At 49.0% G+C, this 15,283-nt stretch carries 16 protein-coding genes and 1 other RNA gene; 11 read left to right on the forward strand and 6 right to left on the reverse strand.

Going from position 1 to position 15,283, the window contains the following annotated elements; all coding sequences use genetic code 11:
- Nucleotides 1–13: 13 nt before the first annotated feature.
- The gene (locus H583_RS0122765) at nt 14–547 is read left to right on the forward strand and encodes an NADPH-dependent FMN reductase (protein ID WP_028562488.1); all 534 of its coding nucleotides are present in this window, start codon (nt 14–16) and stop codon (nt 545–547) included.
- Between the two features lie 73 nt (nt 548–620).
- Here the strand turns inward: H583_RS0122765 and H583_RS0122770 are convergent, their stop codons facing one another.
- Together H583_RS0122770 and H583_RS0122775 are read right to left on the reverse strand one after the other, a co-directional pair.
- Complete coding sequence (locus H583_RS0122770; RefSeq protein WP_028562489.1) at nt 621–815, reverse strand: hypothetical protein; 195 nt, start codon at nt 813–815, stop codon at nt 621–623.
- A gap of 256 nt (nt 816–1,071) precedes the next feature.
- Nucleotides 1,072–1,905 (reverse strand): YitT family protein, encoded by an 834-nt coding sequence (locus tag H583_RS0122775; protein ID WP_028562490.1) that lies wholly within the window; start codon nt 1,903–1,905, stop codon nt 1,072–1,074.
- Between the two features lie 179 nt (nt 1,906–2,084).
- On the opposite strand from H583_RS0122775, the gene cshA reads away from it, so the two are divergent.
- The 4 genes from cshA to H583_RS0122795 all read left to right on the forward strand — a co-directional run bounded on the left by cshA (nt 2,085) and on the right by H583_RS0122795 (nt 5,727).
- Nucleotides 2,085–3,680, forward strand: coding sequence for a degradosome RNA helicase CshA (cshA, locus tag H583_RS0122780; protein WP_028562491.1), 1,596 nt, complete (start codon nt 2,085–2,087; stop codon nt 3,678–3,680).
- 243 nt (nt 3,681–3,923) lie between these two features.
- Nucleotides 3,924–4,682, forward strand: coding sequence for a YesL family protein (locus H583_RS0122785; RefSeq protein WP_028562492.1), 759 nt, complete (start codon nt 3,924–3,926; stop codon nt 4,680–4,682).
- 65 nt (nt 4,683–4,747) lie between these two features.
- Nucleotides 4,748–4,931: non-coding RNA, 6S RNA (ssrS, locus tag H583_RS36255), on the forward strand.
- Between the two features lie 403 nt (nt 4,932–5,334).
- A complete protein-coding gene (locus H583_RS0122795; protein ID WP_081667441.1) occupies nt 5,335–5,727 on the forward strand; it encodes a DUF1499 domain-containing protein in 393 nt (130 codons plus the stop codon).
- A 287-nt stretch (nt 5,728–6,014) separates the two neighbouring features.
- Here H583_RS0122795 and tpx read toward each other — a convergent pair whose 3' ends face one another.
- On the reverse strand, nt 6,015–6,527 hold the full coding sequence (tpx, locus tag H583_RS0122800) for a thiol peroxidase (protein WP_028562494.1): 513 nt from the start codon (nt 6,525–6,527) through the stop codon (nt 6,015–6,017).
- A 95-nt stretch (nt 6,528–6,622) separates the two neighbouring features.
- Between tpx and H583_RS0122805 the strand changes: the two genes are divergently transcribed.
- Together H583_RS0122805 and gltC are read left to right on the forward strand one after the other, a co-directional pair.
- Nucleotides 6,623–7,231, forward strand: coding sequence for a rhomboid family intramembrane serine protease (locus tag H583_RS0122805; protein WP_028562495.1), 609 nt, complete (start codon nt 6,623–6,625; stop codon nt 7,229–7,231).
- 29 nt (nt 7,232–7,260) lie between these two features.
- On the forward strand, nt 7,261–8,163 hold the full coding sequence (gene gltC, locus H583_RS0122810) for a glutamate biosynthesis transcriptional regulator GltC (protein WP_028562496.1): 903 nt from the start codon (nt 7,261–7,263) through the stop codon (nt 8,161–8,163).
- Nucleotides 8,164–8,250: 87 nt separating this feature from the next.
- On the opposite strand, the gene H583_RS0122815 is transcribed toward gltC, so the two are convergent.
- Nucleotides 8,251–8,931 carry a zinc metallopeptidase gene (locus H583_RS0122815; protein ID WP_028562497.1) on the reverse strand — a complete coding sequence of 227 codons (681 nt, stop codon included), beginning with the start codon at nt 8,929–8,931 and terminating at the stop codon, nt 8,251–8,253.
- 58 nt (nt 8,932–8,989) lie between these two features.
- Nucleotides 8,990–9,463, reverse strand: coding sequence for a MerR family transcriptional regulator (locus H583_RS0122820; protein WP_051236855.1), 474 nt, complete (start codon nt 9,461–9,463; stop codon nt 8,990–8,992).
- Nucleotides 9,464–9,867: 404 nt separating this feature from the next.
- Between H583_RS0122820 and H583_RS0122825 the strand changes: the two genes are divergently transcribed.
- The 3 genes from H583_RS0122825 to H583_RS0122835 all read left to right on the forward strand — a co-directional run bounded on the left by H583_RS0122825 (nt 9,868) and on the right by H583_RS0122835 (nt 13,173).
- Nucleotides 9,868–11,226, forward strand: a complete 1,359-nt coding sequence (locus H583_RS0122825; protein ID WP_028562499.1) for an ammonium transporter — start codon at nt 9,868–9,870, stop codon at nt 11,224–11,226.
- A gap of 34 nt (nt 11,227–11,260) precedes the next feature.
- Nucleotides 11,261–12,337: a DUF294 nucleotidyltransferase-like domain-containing protein gene (locus H583_RS0122830; RefSeq protein ID WP_028562500.1), complete on the forward strand. Its 1,077-nt coding sequence runs from the start codon at nt 11,261–11,263 to the stop codon at nt 12,335–12,337.
- A gap of 98 nt (nt 12,338–12,435) precedes the next feature.
- Nucleotides 12,436–13,173, forward strand: coding sequence for a 3'-5' exonuclease (locus tag H583_RS0122835; RefSeq protein WP_028562501.1), 738 nt, complete (start codon nt 12,436–12,438; stop codon nt 13,171–13,173).
- Nucleotides 13,174–13,254: 81 nt separating this feature from the next.
- Here the strand turns inward: H583_RS0122835 and H583_RS0122840 are convergent, their stop codons facing one another.
- Nucleotides 13,255–14,571 (reverse strand): MFS transporter, encoded by a 1,317-nt coding sequence (locus tag H583_RS0122840; protein ID WP_028562502.1) that lies wholly within the window; start codon nt 14,569–14,571, stop codon nt 13,255–13,257.
- Nucleotides 14,572–14,688: 117 nt separating this feature from the next.
- Between H583_RS0122840 and H583_RS0122845 the strand changes: the two genes are divergently transcribed.
- Nucleotides 14,689–15,237 (forward strand): TlpA family protein disulfide reductase, encoded by a 549-nt coding sequence (locus tag H583_RS0122845; RefSeq protein ID WP_028562503.1) that lies wholly within the window; start codon nt 14,689–14,691, stop codon nt 15,235–15,237.
- Nucleotides 15,238–15,283 lie beyond the last annotated feature (46 nt).

Consider the following 15,283-nt stretch of genomic DNA (forward strand, 5'->3'; position numbering starts at 1 on the left):
GAGGTTATTCCCGATGAAAATAGCTATTTTGGCGGGAGCCAATCGCAAACAGGCAACCAGTACCTTGCTTGCCCTGTATGTGAGCAAATTAATGGAGCAAGAGGGTCACGAGGTACAAGTAATTGATCTGCATAAGAATCCTATGCCGTTCTATTCTCCGGACGAAGGTGCGGATGATTCTGCTGCTGTTCAATGCCTGCGAAGTACGGTTAAATGGGCAGATGCCATCGTGCTGAGCACGCCTGAATACCACGGCGGCATGTCCGGCGTACTGAAAAACGCGATTGATTTTTTGAATTTTGAGTACTTTGACGGGAAACTGGTGCTGGTATGCAGCTCCGCAGGAGGCAGTGTGGGCACAAGCTCGCTGACGCAAATGCAGACAACTGTCCGCAATCTGCACGGGATCAACAGCCCGGAGTGGATTTCAATTGGCGGCCAGCAGCGCAATTTTGCAGATAACGGAGAGCCTGAGTCTGAGGAAGTAAGGGCGAGAGTTAAGCGTACGGTCGATTTCTTCCTGTCACTTGCGGCCAAGGTGCGCTAAGCAAGAGCCGGCCGATGAGGGTGCAAAAAAACGGGAACGCCCAAGCGTTCCCGTCATCTAACTGCTATGCTTCTTAATGAAGAAGCACAGCCTTTTGAACCTCATAAATACTGTGGTGCACGATCTCAATCGCATCTTCTGGCTCCAGTACGGAGAGGCCGTCGCGAAGTACAATATTCAACTGCAGCTCCCGTTCCGTCAGGAAGGGAACCAACTCCGGCACCAGCTTTTCCACAATCCGCGATAGCGTTACAGTTTGCATATCCATCCTAACATCACCCTTTCCTTGAAATAATAAGAAAGTATTGAAGGTCATACTAACTTTTATTTCTCTGCAGTACACGAGCCTCGCATTGCTTCAGGCATGAACCTGCAGATAGCGGAGCTTGCAAAACAGAAGAAAACAGGGCAAAACGGTCTGGCATGAAACTAACTAACCTCGGGATACCTTTATTATAACAGGACGGTTTTTAAAAACCTAGTGCCTTTCATAAAATCCGTTAACATCCCGTTCTTTCCGGTCATTAGCCGGCAGGCTGGCGAAATTGTCCCATGACGCCAACTGTCTCCACAATATTGACAAAAGCGCCGGGATCAAGTGTGAGGACTATTTTCCGGAGTTCGGCCAGCTCATAACGGGTTGTTACTGTCATCAGCATATCCTTGTCGTCACCGGAGTAGGCGCCCTTGGTACGGATGACCGTGACACCACGCGGTCGTTCCAGCAGCTTGCTCTTTAGTTTGTCCGTTTCTTTCGTAATAATAAATGCGGTTACCTTGACGTAACGGATATGTATAATATCGACCACTTTTCCTGCGGTAAAAATTGAGATCATCGAGTACATGGCTGAATCCCAGTCCTGAATCAGCCAACCCAGCACGATGATAACGATGCCGTTCAGGAGAAAAATAATCATGCCTACAGGGAGATCGCGCTTGCGGGTTACAATCGAGGCTATGATGTCAAAACCTCCCGAGGAGCCGCCTCTGCGCAGTGCCAGACCGCTTCCGAAGCCTACGATTACACCGCCAAAGATGGCGCCCAGAAGCGGGTCCCCGACGACTTGCTTGACCGGTATGAGCTGAAGCCATATTGTTGCCGTAATAACCGAGATAATGCTCCAGAATATAAACCGCCTTCCGAGAGAGAACAGGCCCCACACAAGAATTGGAAAGTTAAGGGCAAAATAAAGCCAGCCGATATTGCCGCCTGTTATATAGCCAATCATCATCGATACCCCGGAAACGCCGCCGCTAAGCAGCCCGAAGGGGATCAAAAGCATGTTAAAACCGAAAGCGACCAGTAGAGAACCGAAAATCATTGTCAGTACCGTTCCAGTATAGCGAAGCCATTCCATATCCTTGCTCCTTTCACAATCCTGGTTAGAGAAAAAGGGAATCCTGATACGGATTATTATGTGCAGCTTGCTATTACTGGTATTCGTAGCGGAAGTTATGTTATAATGAACAAGATATAGGGGCGGGCATAGCGCCGCTTACAATTGGGAGCTTTAGAAAAGAAGGAGTATGAATACGTTTGAAAACATTTGCTGAATTCGGCTTGGAACCAAAAGTGTTGCAAGCTATTACCGAGTTAGGATTCGAAGAATCCACTCCCATCCAGGACAAATCGATCCCTGTCGCGCTTACAGGCAGCGACCTGATCGGTCAAGCCCAGACGGGTACGGGAAAAACTGCTGCTTTTGGTATACCGCTTATTAGTAAAATTCCGGTTAGCGAAGATCGTATTGTTGCGCTTATTATGACACCGACACGTGAACTGGCTATCCAGGTAGCAGAAGAGATCGGAAAGTTGTCCCGCTACAAAGGCACGCGTTCCCTTCCAATTTATGGAGGGCAGGATATCGGTCGTCAAATTCGCGCTTTGAAGAAAAAACCGCAAATTATTATCGGAACGCCAGGGCGTTTGCTTGACCATATCAATCGTAAAACAATCCGCCTGGACGATGTTCAGACTGTCGTATTGGACGAAGCGGATGAAATGCTGGACATGGGCTTTATGGAGGACATTACGTCCATCCTGAGCTTGGTGCCTGAAGAGCGTCAAACGATGCTGTTCTCCGCGACAATGCCGCCTAACATCCAGAAACTGGCACAACGCTTCCTGAAAAATCCGGAGCATGTATCTGTTATTCCAAAGAACATTACGGCTCCTCTCATTGACCAAGCTTACATTGAGCTTCATGAGCGCCAGAAGTTCGAAGGTCTGAGCCGTCTGCTCGATATGGAATCTCCTGAGCTGGCGATCGTATTCGGACGCACTAAGCGTCGTGTAGACGAGCTTAGCGAAGCGCTGCAAAAACGCGGCTACTCTGCTGACGGATTGCATGGAGACCTGTCCCAGAACCAACGTGACAATGTGATGCGCAAATTCCGTGACGGCAGCATTGATGTACTGGTTGCAACAGACGTTGCAGCACGCGGTCTGGACGTATCCGGCGTGTCTCATGTTATCAACTTTGACCTGCCGCAGGATCCGGAGAGCTACGTACACCGTATCGGCCGTACCGGTCGTGCAGGAAAAGAAGGTACAGCCTGGTCTTTCGTTACGCCTCGTGAAATCGACCATCTTCATTTCATTGAGAAAGTTACACGCCAGAAGATTTCCAGAAAGCCGCTGCCAAGCATGGCAGAAGCGATCGAGGGCAAACAGCGTGTCACTGCGGAGCGTCTGATTGAAATTATTCAAAGCGACGACTTCCAGGAGTACAAAGGCATCTCGATTCAATTGCTGGAGCGTTATGACTCCGTCCATCTGGTAGCTGCAGCTATCAAGTTGCTTACCGGTGAGAAAAAGGATGTTAGCATCGAGCTGACTCCGGAAGATCCGATTCGTGCGAAGAAGCGCAGACCGGATATCCGTTCGAGCGGACGCCGTTTCTCCGGCGGACCATTCGGCGGAGGCAACCGCAGCGGCAATGGTGGTCGCGGACGCGAAAATCGCGACAACCGTGGCGGCTACAACCGTGACCGCAACAGCGGCAGCGGCAGCAGCGGAGGAAGCGGACGCGGTGACAATCGCGGACGCAGCGAGGGCCGCGGTGGCGAATACCGCAGCAACAGCGAATACCGCCGTCCGAAGAGCTCTTCTGACGACTATGTAAACAACTAAAATACGTCTAATCATTAGTGAACCGGGAATTCCGATCGCGCTATGGCACCGGACAGGGCTCTAACGTGTTGTGCGATTCCCGGTTTTTTTAAAATAGAAGAAGTTTATTTCAATTTTTATAAACGGCTTCTATTTCTACGTGAAACGACGCTGTGCCTGTCAAAGATGGCACAGCTGTTTACACTAGTGGAAGAGACTTGTCAGTTGAGAACATGATAACGTTTTCTGTAGGGGGATACACATATGGAAATGCGAGGTATGATGGGTGGCTTCTACAAAATATCCGAATGGATTATGCGGTTGTCCGTTACGAATATTTTGTGGATTCTGTGTTCAATCCCATTTGTATTTTTCCTCTTTACCGCATTGGTCCTTTCACAAGATGAAAGTCAATTGTATTCGACTTTGATATTGGGGGCTGTTGTAGCGCCATTTACTTTCTTCCCTGCTACTGCGGCGCTTTATGCCGTTGTGCGCAAGTGGATCATGGGAGAGGTGGATGCACCGCTTCTGAAGACGTTTTTCCGGGGCTACAAGGATAATTACGTACAAAGCATGTTCGGCGGTCTGTTGTATACGCTGTTGTTCGTCATTATGTTTGTGGACTATAAGGTCTACCTGAATGAACTGAACAATTTTCAACTGCTGTCTTATGTATTTATTGGCCTGATGTTTTTGCTGTTTGTTTCCATGTTCAACTTCTTCTCCATGATGGTTCACTACCACATGAAGCTGTTCCAGCTGATCAAGAATGCAATTCTCATTACGATCGGCCGCCCATTCCGTTCCCTGTCTACCGTTATTGTAAGCGGTGGTATTTTGTTCGTCAGTTTTCAATTTACGTTTCTCATTCCGTTTTTTATGGGAAGCTTGATCGGGGTCGTATCCTTCTATAATTTCCACCTGATCTATTTGAAGCTGAAGGACCAGCAGGAACGTGCCGAGGCGCAGAAGCAAGAGGAAGAAGAAGATGTTGAAATCTCCGAAGATGTAAGAAAGTAGCCTTAACCTAGAATTTACAGCGGGGATCGGTTTACTTTTTAGTTCAAACGGTCTATAATATTCATTACATCCTGCGATGTTCGTTACGGCTTAACATTGTTTTGAACCAATGGCTGTTTTACGGGAGACCTATATCGAAGTATGGCTGACATGCCCTCAAAAAGGGACTTCAAAAAAACTTCTGCGGACACCCACCTGCGAGAGCGGGTTCAAAAAACAAGCAAGTCGGACGGCATAGGCGGGTTTCTCTCATATATGATAGCTTGATTTTAGGTTAGGCTACTTACATAAAGGTCATAGCAACGGTTCTGCCGGACACAACAGTGGACGGCTTTAGCCGTTCTTGCCTGCTGTCAAGGAATGAAAATTTAACCGCTTCTTTCATTTACAATCCAGAATAAGACGCTCATGGTTATGCAGGTCTGACTTGGATTTCTCCGCGAAACGCTGACTGGCCAGTCCATTAACCGGCAGCTGTTTACGCTTATGGATACGCTTTATTTTAAATATAAGAATGTGTACATATTCCGTTCTGAGTGTTCTTATATTTCAATGTGAAACGCCGCTGCCGTCGTTAACGCGTGCAGCAGCAGCCGTTTGCACGAGGATGTATCCTTCTTTTTATACATAGAGTCGGAGGGGGAGATGGGTGTTGTTAAAGCGGACGCTGATTGGAATACTGCGAAGCTTTGAGCAGACAGGTGATAGAGCGAAGGACCCGTTACTGAAATCTCACTATTATAAGATGTCGAAGGAGAAAACGTGGGCTGAGGTGGTCTCCACTTTGAAGAAGATGCAGGGCTACAAGCTGCTTCATGAAGTGGAATCCGTTGGAGAGATTGTATTGGAGAAGAGAACGGTTACCGGAAGAATGATGGATATTACTGTATCTGTCATTGGTGTTAACCCGATTACTTCCGCAGTCGATATTTATTCGGCATCACGCGGCTCGCTGGGCGATCTGGGCTCCAATTACCGCGTAATCCTTGATATTTATAGAACGCTTGATAAAAAACTCGCCGCCTATAAGGTGGAGAGCCCATAAAATAAACAGAAGCGAGGAAGGACAACCTTCACTCGCTTTTTATCAGATATGGGTGCGTAATGGCTGCCCCGTTGTATAAGCGACGGCGGCAGCCGTTTATGCGTCATATTCGTTCAGGATAATGGATTGAAATCGCAGGTTGCAACCTTGACGGTGGAGTGGGCTGCTGCTGGCTGGAATACGCATGCATGAGCCATTCTGTTGCTCCAAGTTTGTCGTTATAACAGCAGCGGCCCCGCCCAATGAATGAGCGAAGCCGCTGAGCCGTTAATACGGTCCGGAATGGATTAGATCAGTTCCTTTGTTGCTGCGATGGCTTTCTCATAGTCCGGGTGTTCTGCCATCTCATTCAATACTTCAACGTATTGAATGGTGTCGTTCCCGTCTACGACGAAGATTGCACGCATATCGAGCTTCAGTTCTTTGATCAGAACGCCGTATGCTTCACCGAAGTTATTATCCTTGTAGTCGGATAGCAGCGTTACCTGATCCACGCCTGCAGCGCCGCACCAGCGGGCTTGTGCGAACGGGAGGTCAACACTTACAGTAAGAATAGCGACTTTCTCGCCGAGGCCGGCAGCTTCCTGGTTGAAACGGCGTGTCTGTGCATCACATACGCCTGTATCGATAGAAGGCACGACGCTGATCAGCTTGACTTTACCGGCAAAATCACTCAAAGAAACAACATCAACGAGAGATTTATTCAATTGGAAGTCAGGAGCTTTATCGCCCTTTTTCAATTCTGGACCGATCAATGTAATCGGATTGCCTTTTAATGTAGCTGTACGTTCTTGCGCCATTATAATTGCCTCCTTGTAATTGGGTTGCTGCACATTTATTATAATCGTAAGAAATGTTGCTTGTCCAATATCAAGCAGGAAAGGAAGATGAATGAATGATATTTTTGCGTTATGAGAGCTTCCGCTCCTATTTGCGGCTGTACCCGGTCACCTCGACAATATTGGCGCTGAATGTGCTGGTTTTTATATTCAACTATTTCGCAAACGGCAGCTTGCTCGGTCACGGCGCGTTCGTCGCTTATCCAGGTGATCCGTACGGCTTGCAGGAGCCATGGCGTTATGCCACCTCGATTGTACTTCATTTCGGATGGGAACATTTGCTTTTTAACTGTTTCTCGATACTGGTATTTGCTCCGCCGCTGGAGCGGCTGCTTGGTTCATTCCGGTATACAGTATTCTATGTGCTTTGCGGGATTGTGGGCAACATTTTGAGTGTGCTCATGTATAATATGAACAGTTCGGCTCCGGCACTCATTACTGTGGGCGCCTCAGGGGCGATCTACGGAGTGTTTGGCGCTTATCTGAACCTCGCTTTGCTTCATAAGACAAGGCTTGATGATGCTTCGCGCAAGACGGTTTATATGATTTTGATCTTTGGTCTGATTTATTCCGTAATCGTGCCTAATATTAATATTTGGGCGCATGCAGGCGGCTTGATTGCAGGATTTTTGCTATACAGTCAGTTCGAGAGGAAAAATAAGTAGATATTTGCAGGGGGGCGTAGTAACGGATTATGGAATTAAGGCAGCTTTACTACTTTGTCAAAGTGGCAAAGAAGGAGCATGTAACCCAGGCCGCAGAGGAGCTGCGTGTCGCGCAGTCGGCCGTCAGCCGGCAGATTCATCAGCTTGAGGAGGAGCTTGGCGTCTCCTTGTTTATCCAGAAGGGCAGAAACTTGCAGCTCACGCCGGCAGGACAGCTGTTCTTGAAGCGCATTGAGGTTGTGCTTGGAGATCTGGAGAAGGCGGTTCTGGAGATCAATGAGTTTATGAATCCGGAGGTGGGTGAAATCCGTCTCGGATTCCCGCACAGCCTCGGCATACAGCTTATACCGCAGGTTGTATCCGGCTTCCGCAAGCAGTACCCGCATGTACGCTTCAAATTCAAGCAGGGGATGTACCCGTCACTGATTCGGGATCTGGTCAAAGGGGAGATTGACCTGGCCTTCATTTCCCCGTTCCCGGAACATAACGAGCATGTAGTGGGAGAGGTGTTGCTGACAGAGGAGCTCTATGCGGTTCTTCCTGCCAAGCACGCCCTTGCGGATAAAAAGTCCATTATGCTGTCCGAACTCAAGGATGATGAATTTGTAATGTTCAGAGAAGGGTATTCTCTGCGTCCGATTGTATGGGAGGCTTGCAAAAAGGCTGGCTTTACTCCGAGCATCGGCTTTGAAGGGGAAGAGACAGAGACGATCCGCGGGCTGGTCGCAGCGGGAATGGGGGTAAGCCTGCTGCCGGAGATGGCGCTGCATCAGGCAGGGCCGCTCCAGACGGCCAAGGTGCGTATTGAGTCTCCAAGTGTCACCCGCACGATCGGACTCATTCGCCGCTCGAACCAGAAGCTTCCGTTAGTCGCCAAGGTCTTTTATAAATATTTACTGGATCATTTCTCTAAGGAATGTAAGTCCCTATAGCAAAGAGAACCCCGTCCTTATGTGGACGGGGTTCTTGTTTTGAATTGCAAATGGTTCAAAGATATTTGAAATCGCATGAATTATTGGTTAATCCCGGTTCTGAGTAAAGATCATAATATATTTGACGAGCTCCAGCAGAGAGATCAGCGCTGCGGCGACATAAGTCAGTGCAGCGGCGTTCAGTACCTTGGCGACACCTTGCTCTTCCTCGTTGCTTACAAAGCCTTCGGCAATCATCAGATCGCGGGCACGGTTGCTGGCATTGAACTCGACCGGCAGTGTGACCAACTGGAAAGCAACCACTGCGGAGAAGAAGATAATCCCGAGCCCGACAAGTCCCATGTTTTGGAACAGGAAGCCTGCAATAAGCAGAAACGGCGCGATGCCTGATGTTATATTGACGACCGGGAACATCCGGTGGCGCAGCACCAGCATCGGATAATTAACCGAATGCTGAATAGCGTGTCCGACCTCGTGACAAGCTACGGCTACGGCAGAGATCGAATTCTCATAGTAGACCGGTTCGGACAGTCTAACCACACGGTTAATCGGGTCGTAGTGGTCTGACAGGCGGCCGGGAACGGCTTCAATCGGCACATCATGCAGTCCGTTATTATCGAGCATGCGGCGGGCGGCCTGATAGCCTGTAAGTCCGCTGTTGATCGGAACCTCGGCCCATTTGTTGAACGTTCCCTTAACGCGGAACTGCGCCCACAGCGACAGCAGGAATGCAATAATAATCAGAAAATCCATCGGGTGAAAAAACATAATCCAATCGCCTCCATATTGGTAAGTCAGGTGCTGCGGAACGAATCTTGATTAAAACTTACATAAATGGACCTTTGCCAAGCAGCAGCATTAGCGCTTCAATACAGGCGGCTGTCTGCGGCATCAGCTTCGTTGTCAGATGTTTGGCCTGCTGAGGCTTAAGCTTCCCGATGACCGGTTCCAGCTCCTTGACTTCGCGCTCAAGCTTCTGCATATGAAGCTGAAGATCGCTTAGCTTTTTGGTAACCTGCTCCTCGGCCGAAACCTTGTTCCACTGGTCCAAGTTGGCTTTGATCTCTTCCAGCGTATATTTATCCTGCTTCATCTGTTCTATACGTTTGAGCCGGAGCAAAGTTTCATTGCTATACAGACGATAATTTTTTTCTGATCGCTGTTGCGGCTCGAGTAGTCCCATAGAAGTATAAAAATCAATCGTACGCGGGCTGACATTCGCTTTCTTGGCGAGCTCGCCTATGCGGAATAATTTTGTATCCCCAACTGAATCACCTTCCTTCCTTAAAACTGGATTGATGCTTCGTTTTTCTCTTTACCCTTATAAAACCTATATTTATATGATACAGAAAACAGAACCATACAGTCAAACGTTATGCTTTGAGAAAGCCTATGAATCTGTGAACAATGTATGACATGAAGGTAGGCAAATGTGCCTAATCCGAATAAGAACAGAATTTTATGCAGCGATTCATGGAATAAGGTCGAAAAAGCGAAAGATATTTCTTGAATTACCCAATAATATAGATTCATGTATAAAAAACTTAACATTGATTATTGGATCGAGGTCAAACGTTAGACTTTTCGCATGATTATTTGCACTTTTTTGAAAACTCTATTGTCAAAACAGGTCTTACTATCTATAATGACATTAAGTCTTTCTTATCATGTAATAAAAGATAACACATTAAGGGAGTGGTCGTTTTGGTCAAAAAAATGATTCTTACAGTGGGTGCTCTGCTTCTCTTGTTTCCTGCAATGGCATTTGCGGATGCTCCATCCACGGCAATGCTGAATACCGGTTTGAACTCGCTGTGGGTTATGCTAGCTGCAATCCTTGTTATTCTGATGCAGGGCGGATTCATTTTGCTGGAAGCTGGTTCGACCCGAATGAAGAATGCCGGACACGTAGCAGGCAAAACGATCTTTACCTTTGGTCTTGGCTCATTGATTTATTGGGCAGTTGGTTATGGAATTGCATTTGGCGAAAACGGAAACTTATTGTACGGGTTAGGCAAGTTCTTCTATAATCCTCCGGTTTTATATAGTGAGGATGCAGGTCTTTCAGATTCCGTATTTTTTATCTTCCAGCTTGCGTTTGCTACGATTTCATTATCTATCGCATGGGGCGGCTTCGCCGAGCGCGCCAAGCTTTCATCTTATTTGATCTTTACCATTGTGTTTGTCGGTGTCATTTATCCGATGGTTGCCCACTGGATCTGGGGCGGCGGCTGGCTTGCTGAAGACGGTGCGCAAGACTTTGCCGGCTCTACTGTCGTTCACTTGTCCGGTGCGGCAGCTGCGCTCGCGGCTACCATTCTGCTCAAGCCGCGGATCGGCAAATTCAACAAGGACGGCTCTTCCAATCAAATTTTGGGACACAACCAGGTCTATACCACACTCGCAGTTCTGTTCCTGTGGGTAGGCTGGTTCGGCTTTAATGCGGGAAGTACGGTAGCGATTGAAACCGGGTTTTTCGGTTATGTGGCATTCAATACGCAAATCGCAGCCGCCGCAGGAGCTGTTGCCGCGATGCTGATTTCCTGGGCTTTCCTTGGTAAATCCGATATTACAACGATGCTGAACGGCGGTCTGGCTGGTCTGGTGGCGATCACAGCCTCTTGTGCATTCGTTGAGCCTTGGGCGGCAGTAGTGATAGGTCTTTTGGCAGGCGTACTCGTATTCTTCAGCCAAAAATTCTTTGAGAAAATGAAAATCGATGATCCGATCTTCGCATTGTCCGTACACGGTGCGGCAGGTGTATGGGGAACTTTGGCTAACGGCTTGTTTGCAACGCCGGAGCTGGCCGAGACTGCAGGTGTAGGTAAAGCGGGGTTGTTCTACGGCGGCGGATTGGAACAACTTTGGGTACAATTTTTAAGTGTTGTCGTCTGCGGATTGTTCGTATTCATCGTGTCGTTCGCTGTCTTGTACGTCATCAAGAAGGCGGCTGGCTTCCGCGTAACCGAGGAGCAAGAAATAATCGGTCTTGACCTGAGCGAGCACGGTGCTTATGGTTATCCTGAGCAAATGAAAAAAGCACAGCAAAATCTGAACGCTTAATTAGAGCAGGATATCTAATAGGGGGGAGCGCCGTATGAACGATCCGGTACTTGTGCAGCTCCTGCTGCAGATCAGCGCTGCCGAGCTGACCGCAGCGCTGAGACGTCTGCGGGATGCAGCACACAGCCGTATGGATGCTCTTTTCCCTTCGCTGCCTCTGGATGAATACTATCGACAATTAAATGGAGTGCATGATGCGCTGATCAGGCGCGCGGTTGCTCTGGCGGAAGCAGAATTGGCACGGTCGGGGACGGGTTCTCCCCCCGTGCCTTATGCGTATTTATTGTTTGGCAGCGGAGGGCGGAAGGAACAGACACTGTCCAGTGACCAGGATAGCGGAATTATATATGAAAATGCAGAGACAGAGGAAAAGGAGCTCGCAGCGGGGAACTATTTTGCCCATCTGTCGGAGAAGGCGGTTGCGCTGCTCCAGGAGATCGGCTATCCGCCTTGCGAAGGCAATGTAATCAGCGCCAATCCGCAGTGGTGCTTGCCGGAAAGCCGCTGGAAGCAGCAGCTTGAGGGCTGGTTCGAGACTGCGGACTGGGAATCGGTGCGGTATTTGCTGATTGTAGCCGATTGCCGCCATGTATATGGCAGCGAAGAGCTTTTCACAAGGCTAAAAAAGCATTTCTACTCCGATATGCTTGCCAGACCGGTCATTGTGCAGCGGATGCTGGACAATACGATCCGTCACAAGATGCTGATCGGCGTGTTCGGGCAGCTGCTGAAGGAGCAGTACGGCGAGGACGCCGGAAGCATTGATATCAAGTACGGCGCTTATATTCCAATGGTCAATGCGGTCCGTCTTATGGCGGTGCAATCGCAACTGCGGCCGACCTCGACATTGGAGCGGCTGAATGCGCTTGTGCAGGCGGAGGTCGTTACGCAGGAGGAAGCTGCGGCATACAGTGAGGCGTTTTTGTTTTTTCTAAAGCTGAGAATGATTGCTACAGAGAACAATAAGGATGGCATGTACATGAATAACGGCAAGCTGGCAAATCACCACTTGACCAAGGAAATGATCGAGGAATTAAAACAAAGCCTGAAGGTTGGCAAAAGGCTGCAAAGACAGGTGCAGAAATTGACATTGGGCAGGCTGAAAAAATAGTATTTGCGCTGGATGCGTTTGTCAGTTGAATCAAAGAAAGGGTGGCCGGATCTCAAATTGACAGGCCAGCGAAGGAAAGGCAATGCGGAGGCGAGAGCATGAAACAGCAAAAAGGTGTCGGACGTATGTGGCATTTATATAAAATGGGTGGGATTACGCCTGCAATCGCCTCAATGATGGGCTCGCAAAATGCGCAGCAGATGGCTTTCATCCGGTCCGTAAGCAAGGAACAGCGGAAGCAGTCGGTTTTGGATACCCCCCTAAAGGAGCTGGAGATTGTAGTCTTTGATTTGGAGACGACAGGCTTTTACCCTTATAACGGAGATGAAATTATTTCCGCCGGGGGCATTATTGTGCGTGGTGACGAACCGCTGGACGAAAGCCGCACCTTCTACAGCCTGGTCAATCCGCGGCGCAAGGTACCAAGGCATATTACGTCGCTCACCGGCATCACGAATGATATGGTAGGGGATGCGCCGGATTTAATGCAGGTGCTGCATGATTTTATGGAGTTTATCGGTAAACGGGTGCTGATTGCGCATGGCAGCGGCCATGATAAGCAGTTCCTGAATGCGGCGTTGTGGCGGACATCCAAGGTGAACTTGACCCATCGGGTGCTGGATACGATGATGGTCGCCAAGTGGCTGGAGCCAAAGCGGGGAACTTACGGATTGGATGAGCTTCTCGAACATGCAGGAATCCCGGTTACGGAGCGTCATCATGCGCTCCAGGACGCAATCATGACGGCGAAGCTGTGGCAGGCCTATTTAAAGGAGATCACGTTCAGAAATATTACGACACTGGCTGATTTATATGCATATCTGAGCAAGCATTAGCCGCTTCAGAGTGTTTGCAAGTCCCCGTAGGGACTTGCAAACACTCTTTTTTCTGATATTATGAATCATCTCAGCTGCAAGTCAGGCTGTCCCGGCATCGCCAGCTTTGACGGGGGGGCGGATGAGCCAAATGGTCAGCATGAGTGAAGCGGCAGCAAGAACGGTAATAACAATAAACAGTACCGTCTGGGACCGTCCGGTCAGCCATCCGAAGATCGGAGGGCCGAATGCGACGCCGAGAAAGCGGAGGCTGCTGTACAGGGACGTAATCATTCCGCGGTGCTGGCGGTCTACAGCGCCGGTTATCATCGTATTCAAGCAAGGCAGAACAAGGCCTGTTCCAATACTGGAAACAAGCAGCAGGCCAATCAGCCAGTAGATTTGTCCGTGCAGGGCAATGGCAGTTCCGAGCGCTGCTGTCATTGCGGCCAGGCCGATACTCATAAGGGTTTTCATGAGAACGCCGTTATTTTTAATCTTTCTGCCGCTCAGATAAGCGGTAACAACAAGTCCCAGGAGCGGGATGGCAAGCACGCCGCCTTTGGCCACGCCGTCAATATTGTATGGCGCTTTCTCCAGCAAATCAGATAAGTAGAACAAAGCCCCGAACAAAATAAACAATGCCATGGAACCGACGGCAAATGCCGGAAGCAGCCACCGGCCCTTCTCTTTGAAGATCACGCCGATTTGCCTGACATAATATTTCACCGGCGGAGCCTGTGTCTTCTTCTCGGGTTCCTTGATCATAAAGATCATGGCAAGCAGTGAAAGAGCACAGAATACAGGAAAAGCGAAAAAGGGAGCGTACCAGATAATTAAAGCGAACAAGGATCCAAGTATCGGGCTGATCACTTTGCCTGCTCCGTTGGATGCTTCAATTAGACCAAGTGCTTCGCTCTCATTGCCGTCTCTATACATATCTCCGACGAGGGCCATGGCAATCGGGGCGGTGCCTGCTGCACCCAGCCCTTGCAGGGCACGGGCAATAATGACAATTGGATAGGAACCCCATACTGCACCGAACCCGGCCAATATGCCGGCCAGTCCATAAACGATCAGGGAGGGCAGTATTATCGCCTTGCGGCTGAAGCGATCGGATAAATACCCGGCAAAAGGTATGAAAACACCGGCTGTCACCGAAAATAAAGTTATAATCAGACTGGATTGAAAATCGCTGATGCCAAGCTTTTGTTCCATATCGGGCAAAATCGGCACCAGCATAGAGTTGCCGAGTACAAGCACCATTGGAACTGTCGCGAGGGCGATGTATTCCATGAGCTTCGATCCTTTGCCGCTGCTGGGAGACTTGCCATCCGGAGAGGATTTTGCTTCCGCATCATCCTCGCGGTGTCTGCGGTCGACGACAACCCATGGCCACCTGCTTTTGGTCGATTGCATAAAAATTGTTCACCATCCGATCACATTCTTGTCATCACTTATGGTGTTATACTGCCCGCCTGCTTGAGCTTCAATTCTAACCCATGCTATCATGGATTCTAAAGGAGCGATTGGACGATGAAAAAAATCGGGATCATTGTTGCAGCCTGCGTATTGCTGATTTTTGGCTACTTTTTTGTCAGCGAAAAACAGGCGAGCCTTGTGTCCTCTGATACAATGGGAGCACACGAACCACAACCGAAGCCAGGTTTTACCGCACCGGCCTTTGAGCTGCCCGCGCTTGATGAACAAAATTATGCAGTCGGAGGGCAGAAGAAGAAGCTGCTGATGCTGAACTTTTGGGCATCCTGGTGCGGACCTTGTGAACTGGAAGCGCCGGATCTGGTAGAACTGCATAATAAATATGAAAAGCAGATGGATTTGTACGCGGTAAATGCCACCTCCTACGATAAGGAGCGACAGGCCAGGCAATTCGTGGATGATTTTGAGCTGAATTTCCCGATACTAATGGATCGTGACGGGATCGCCACCAAACTGTACAAAATCAGCACGTTCCCGACGACGCTGCTTATTGATGAAAATGGAGTGGTAATGGAAAGAATTGTTGGGGTTATTCCACGGGAGCAATGGGAGAAACGGATTGAAGCGTTAATCAACCCGTCTTGACGACGGCTGAGCGGGATCACAAACGGACATAGAAAAACAACCTTCC

It is taken from the genome of Paenibacillus pinihumi DSM 23905 = JCM 16419 (genome assembly GCF_000422505.1).
In the GTDB taxonomy this organism is placed as follows: domain Bacteria; phylum Bacillota; class Bacilli; order Paenibacillales; family Paenibacillaceae; genus Paenibacillus_D; species Paenibacillus_D pinihumi.

Excerpts from the sequence above, each read along its gene's own strand:
- H583_RS0122765 (WP_028562488.1), top strand. The coding sequence starts at position 14 with ATGAAAATAGCTATTTTGGCGGGAGCCAATCGCAAACAGGCAACCAGT.
- H583_RS0122770 (WP_028562489.1), bottom strand. The coding sequence starts at position 815 with ATGGATATGCAAACTGTAACGCTATCGCGGATTGTGGAAAAGCTGGTG.
- H583_RS0122775 (WP_028562490.1), bottom strand. The coding sequence starts at position 1,905 with ATGGAATGGCTTCGCTATACTGGAACGGTACTGACAATGATTTTCGGT.
- H583_RS0122785 (WP_028562492.1), top strand. The coding sequence starts at position 3,924 with ATGGAAATGCGAGGTATGATGGGTGGCTTCTACAAAATATCCGAATGG.
- tpx (WP_028562494.1), bottom strand. The coding sequence starts at position 6,527 with ATGGCGCAAGAACGTACAGCTACATTAAAAGGCAATCCGATTACATTG.
- H583_RS0122805 (WP_028562495.1), top strand. The coding sequence starts at position 6,623 with ATGATATTTTTGCGTTATGAGAGCTTCCGCTCCTATTTGCGGCTGTAC.
- gltC (WP_028562496.1), top strand. The coding sequence starts at position 7,261 with ATGGAATTAAGGCAGCTTTACTACTTTGTCAAAGTGGCAAAGAAGGAG.
- H583_RS0122815 (WP_028562497.1), bottom strand. The coding sequence starts at position 8,931 with ATGTTTTTTCACCCGATGGATTTTCTGATTATTATTGCATTCCTGCTG.
- H583_RS0122830 (WP_028562500.1), top strand. The coding sequence starts at position 11,261 with ATGAACGATCCGGTACTTGTGCAGCTCCTGCTGCAGATCAGCGCTGCC.
- H583_RS0122835 (WP_028562501.1), top strand. The coding sequence starts at position 12,436 with ATGAAACAGCAAAAAGGTGTCGGACGTATGTGGCATTTATATAAAATG.
- H583_RS0122840 (WP_028562502.1), bottom strand. The coding sequence starts at position 14,571 with ATGCAATCGACCAAAAGCAGGTGGCCATGGGTTGTCGTCGACCGCAGA.
- H583_RS0122845 (WP_028562503.1), top strand. The coding sequence starts at position 14,689 with ATGAAAAAAATCGGGATCATTGTTGCAGCCTGCGTATTGCTGATTTTT.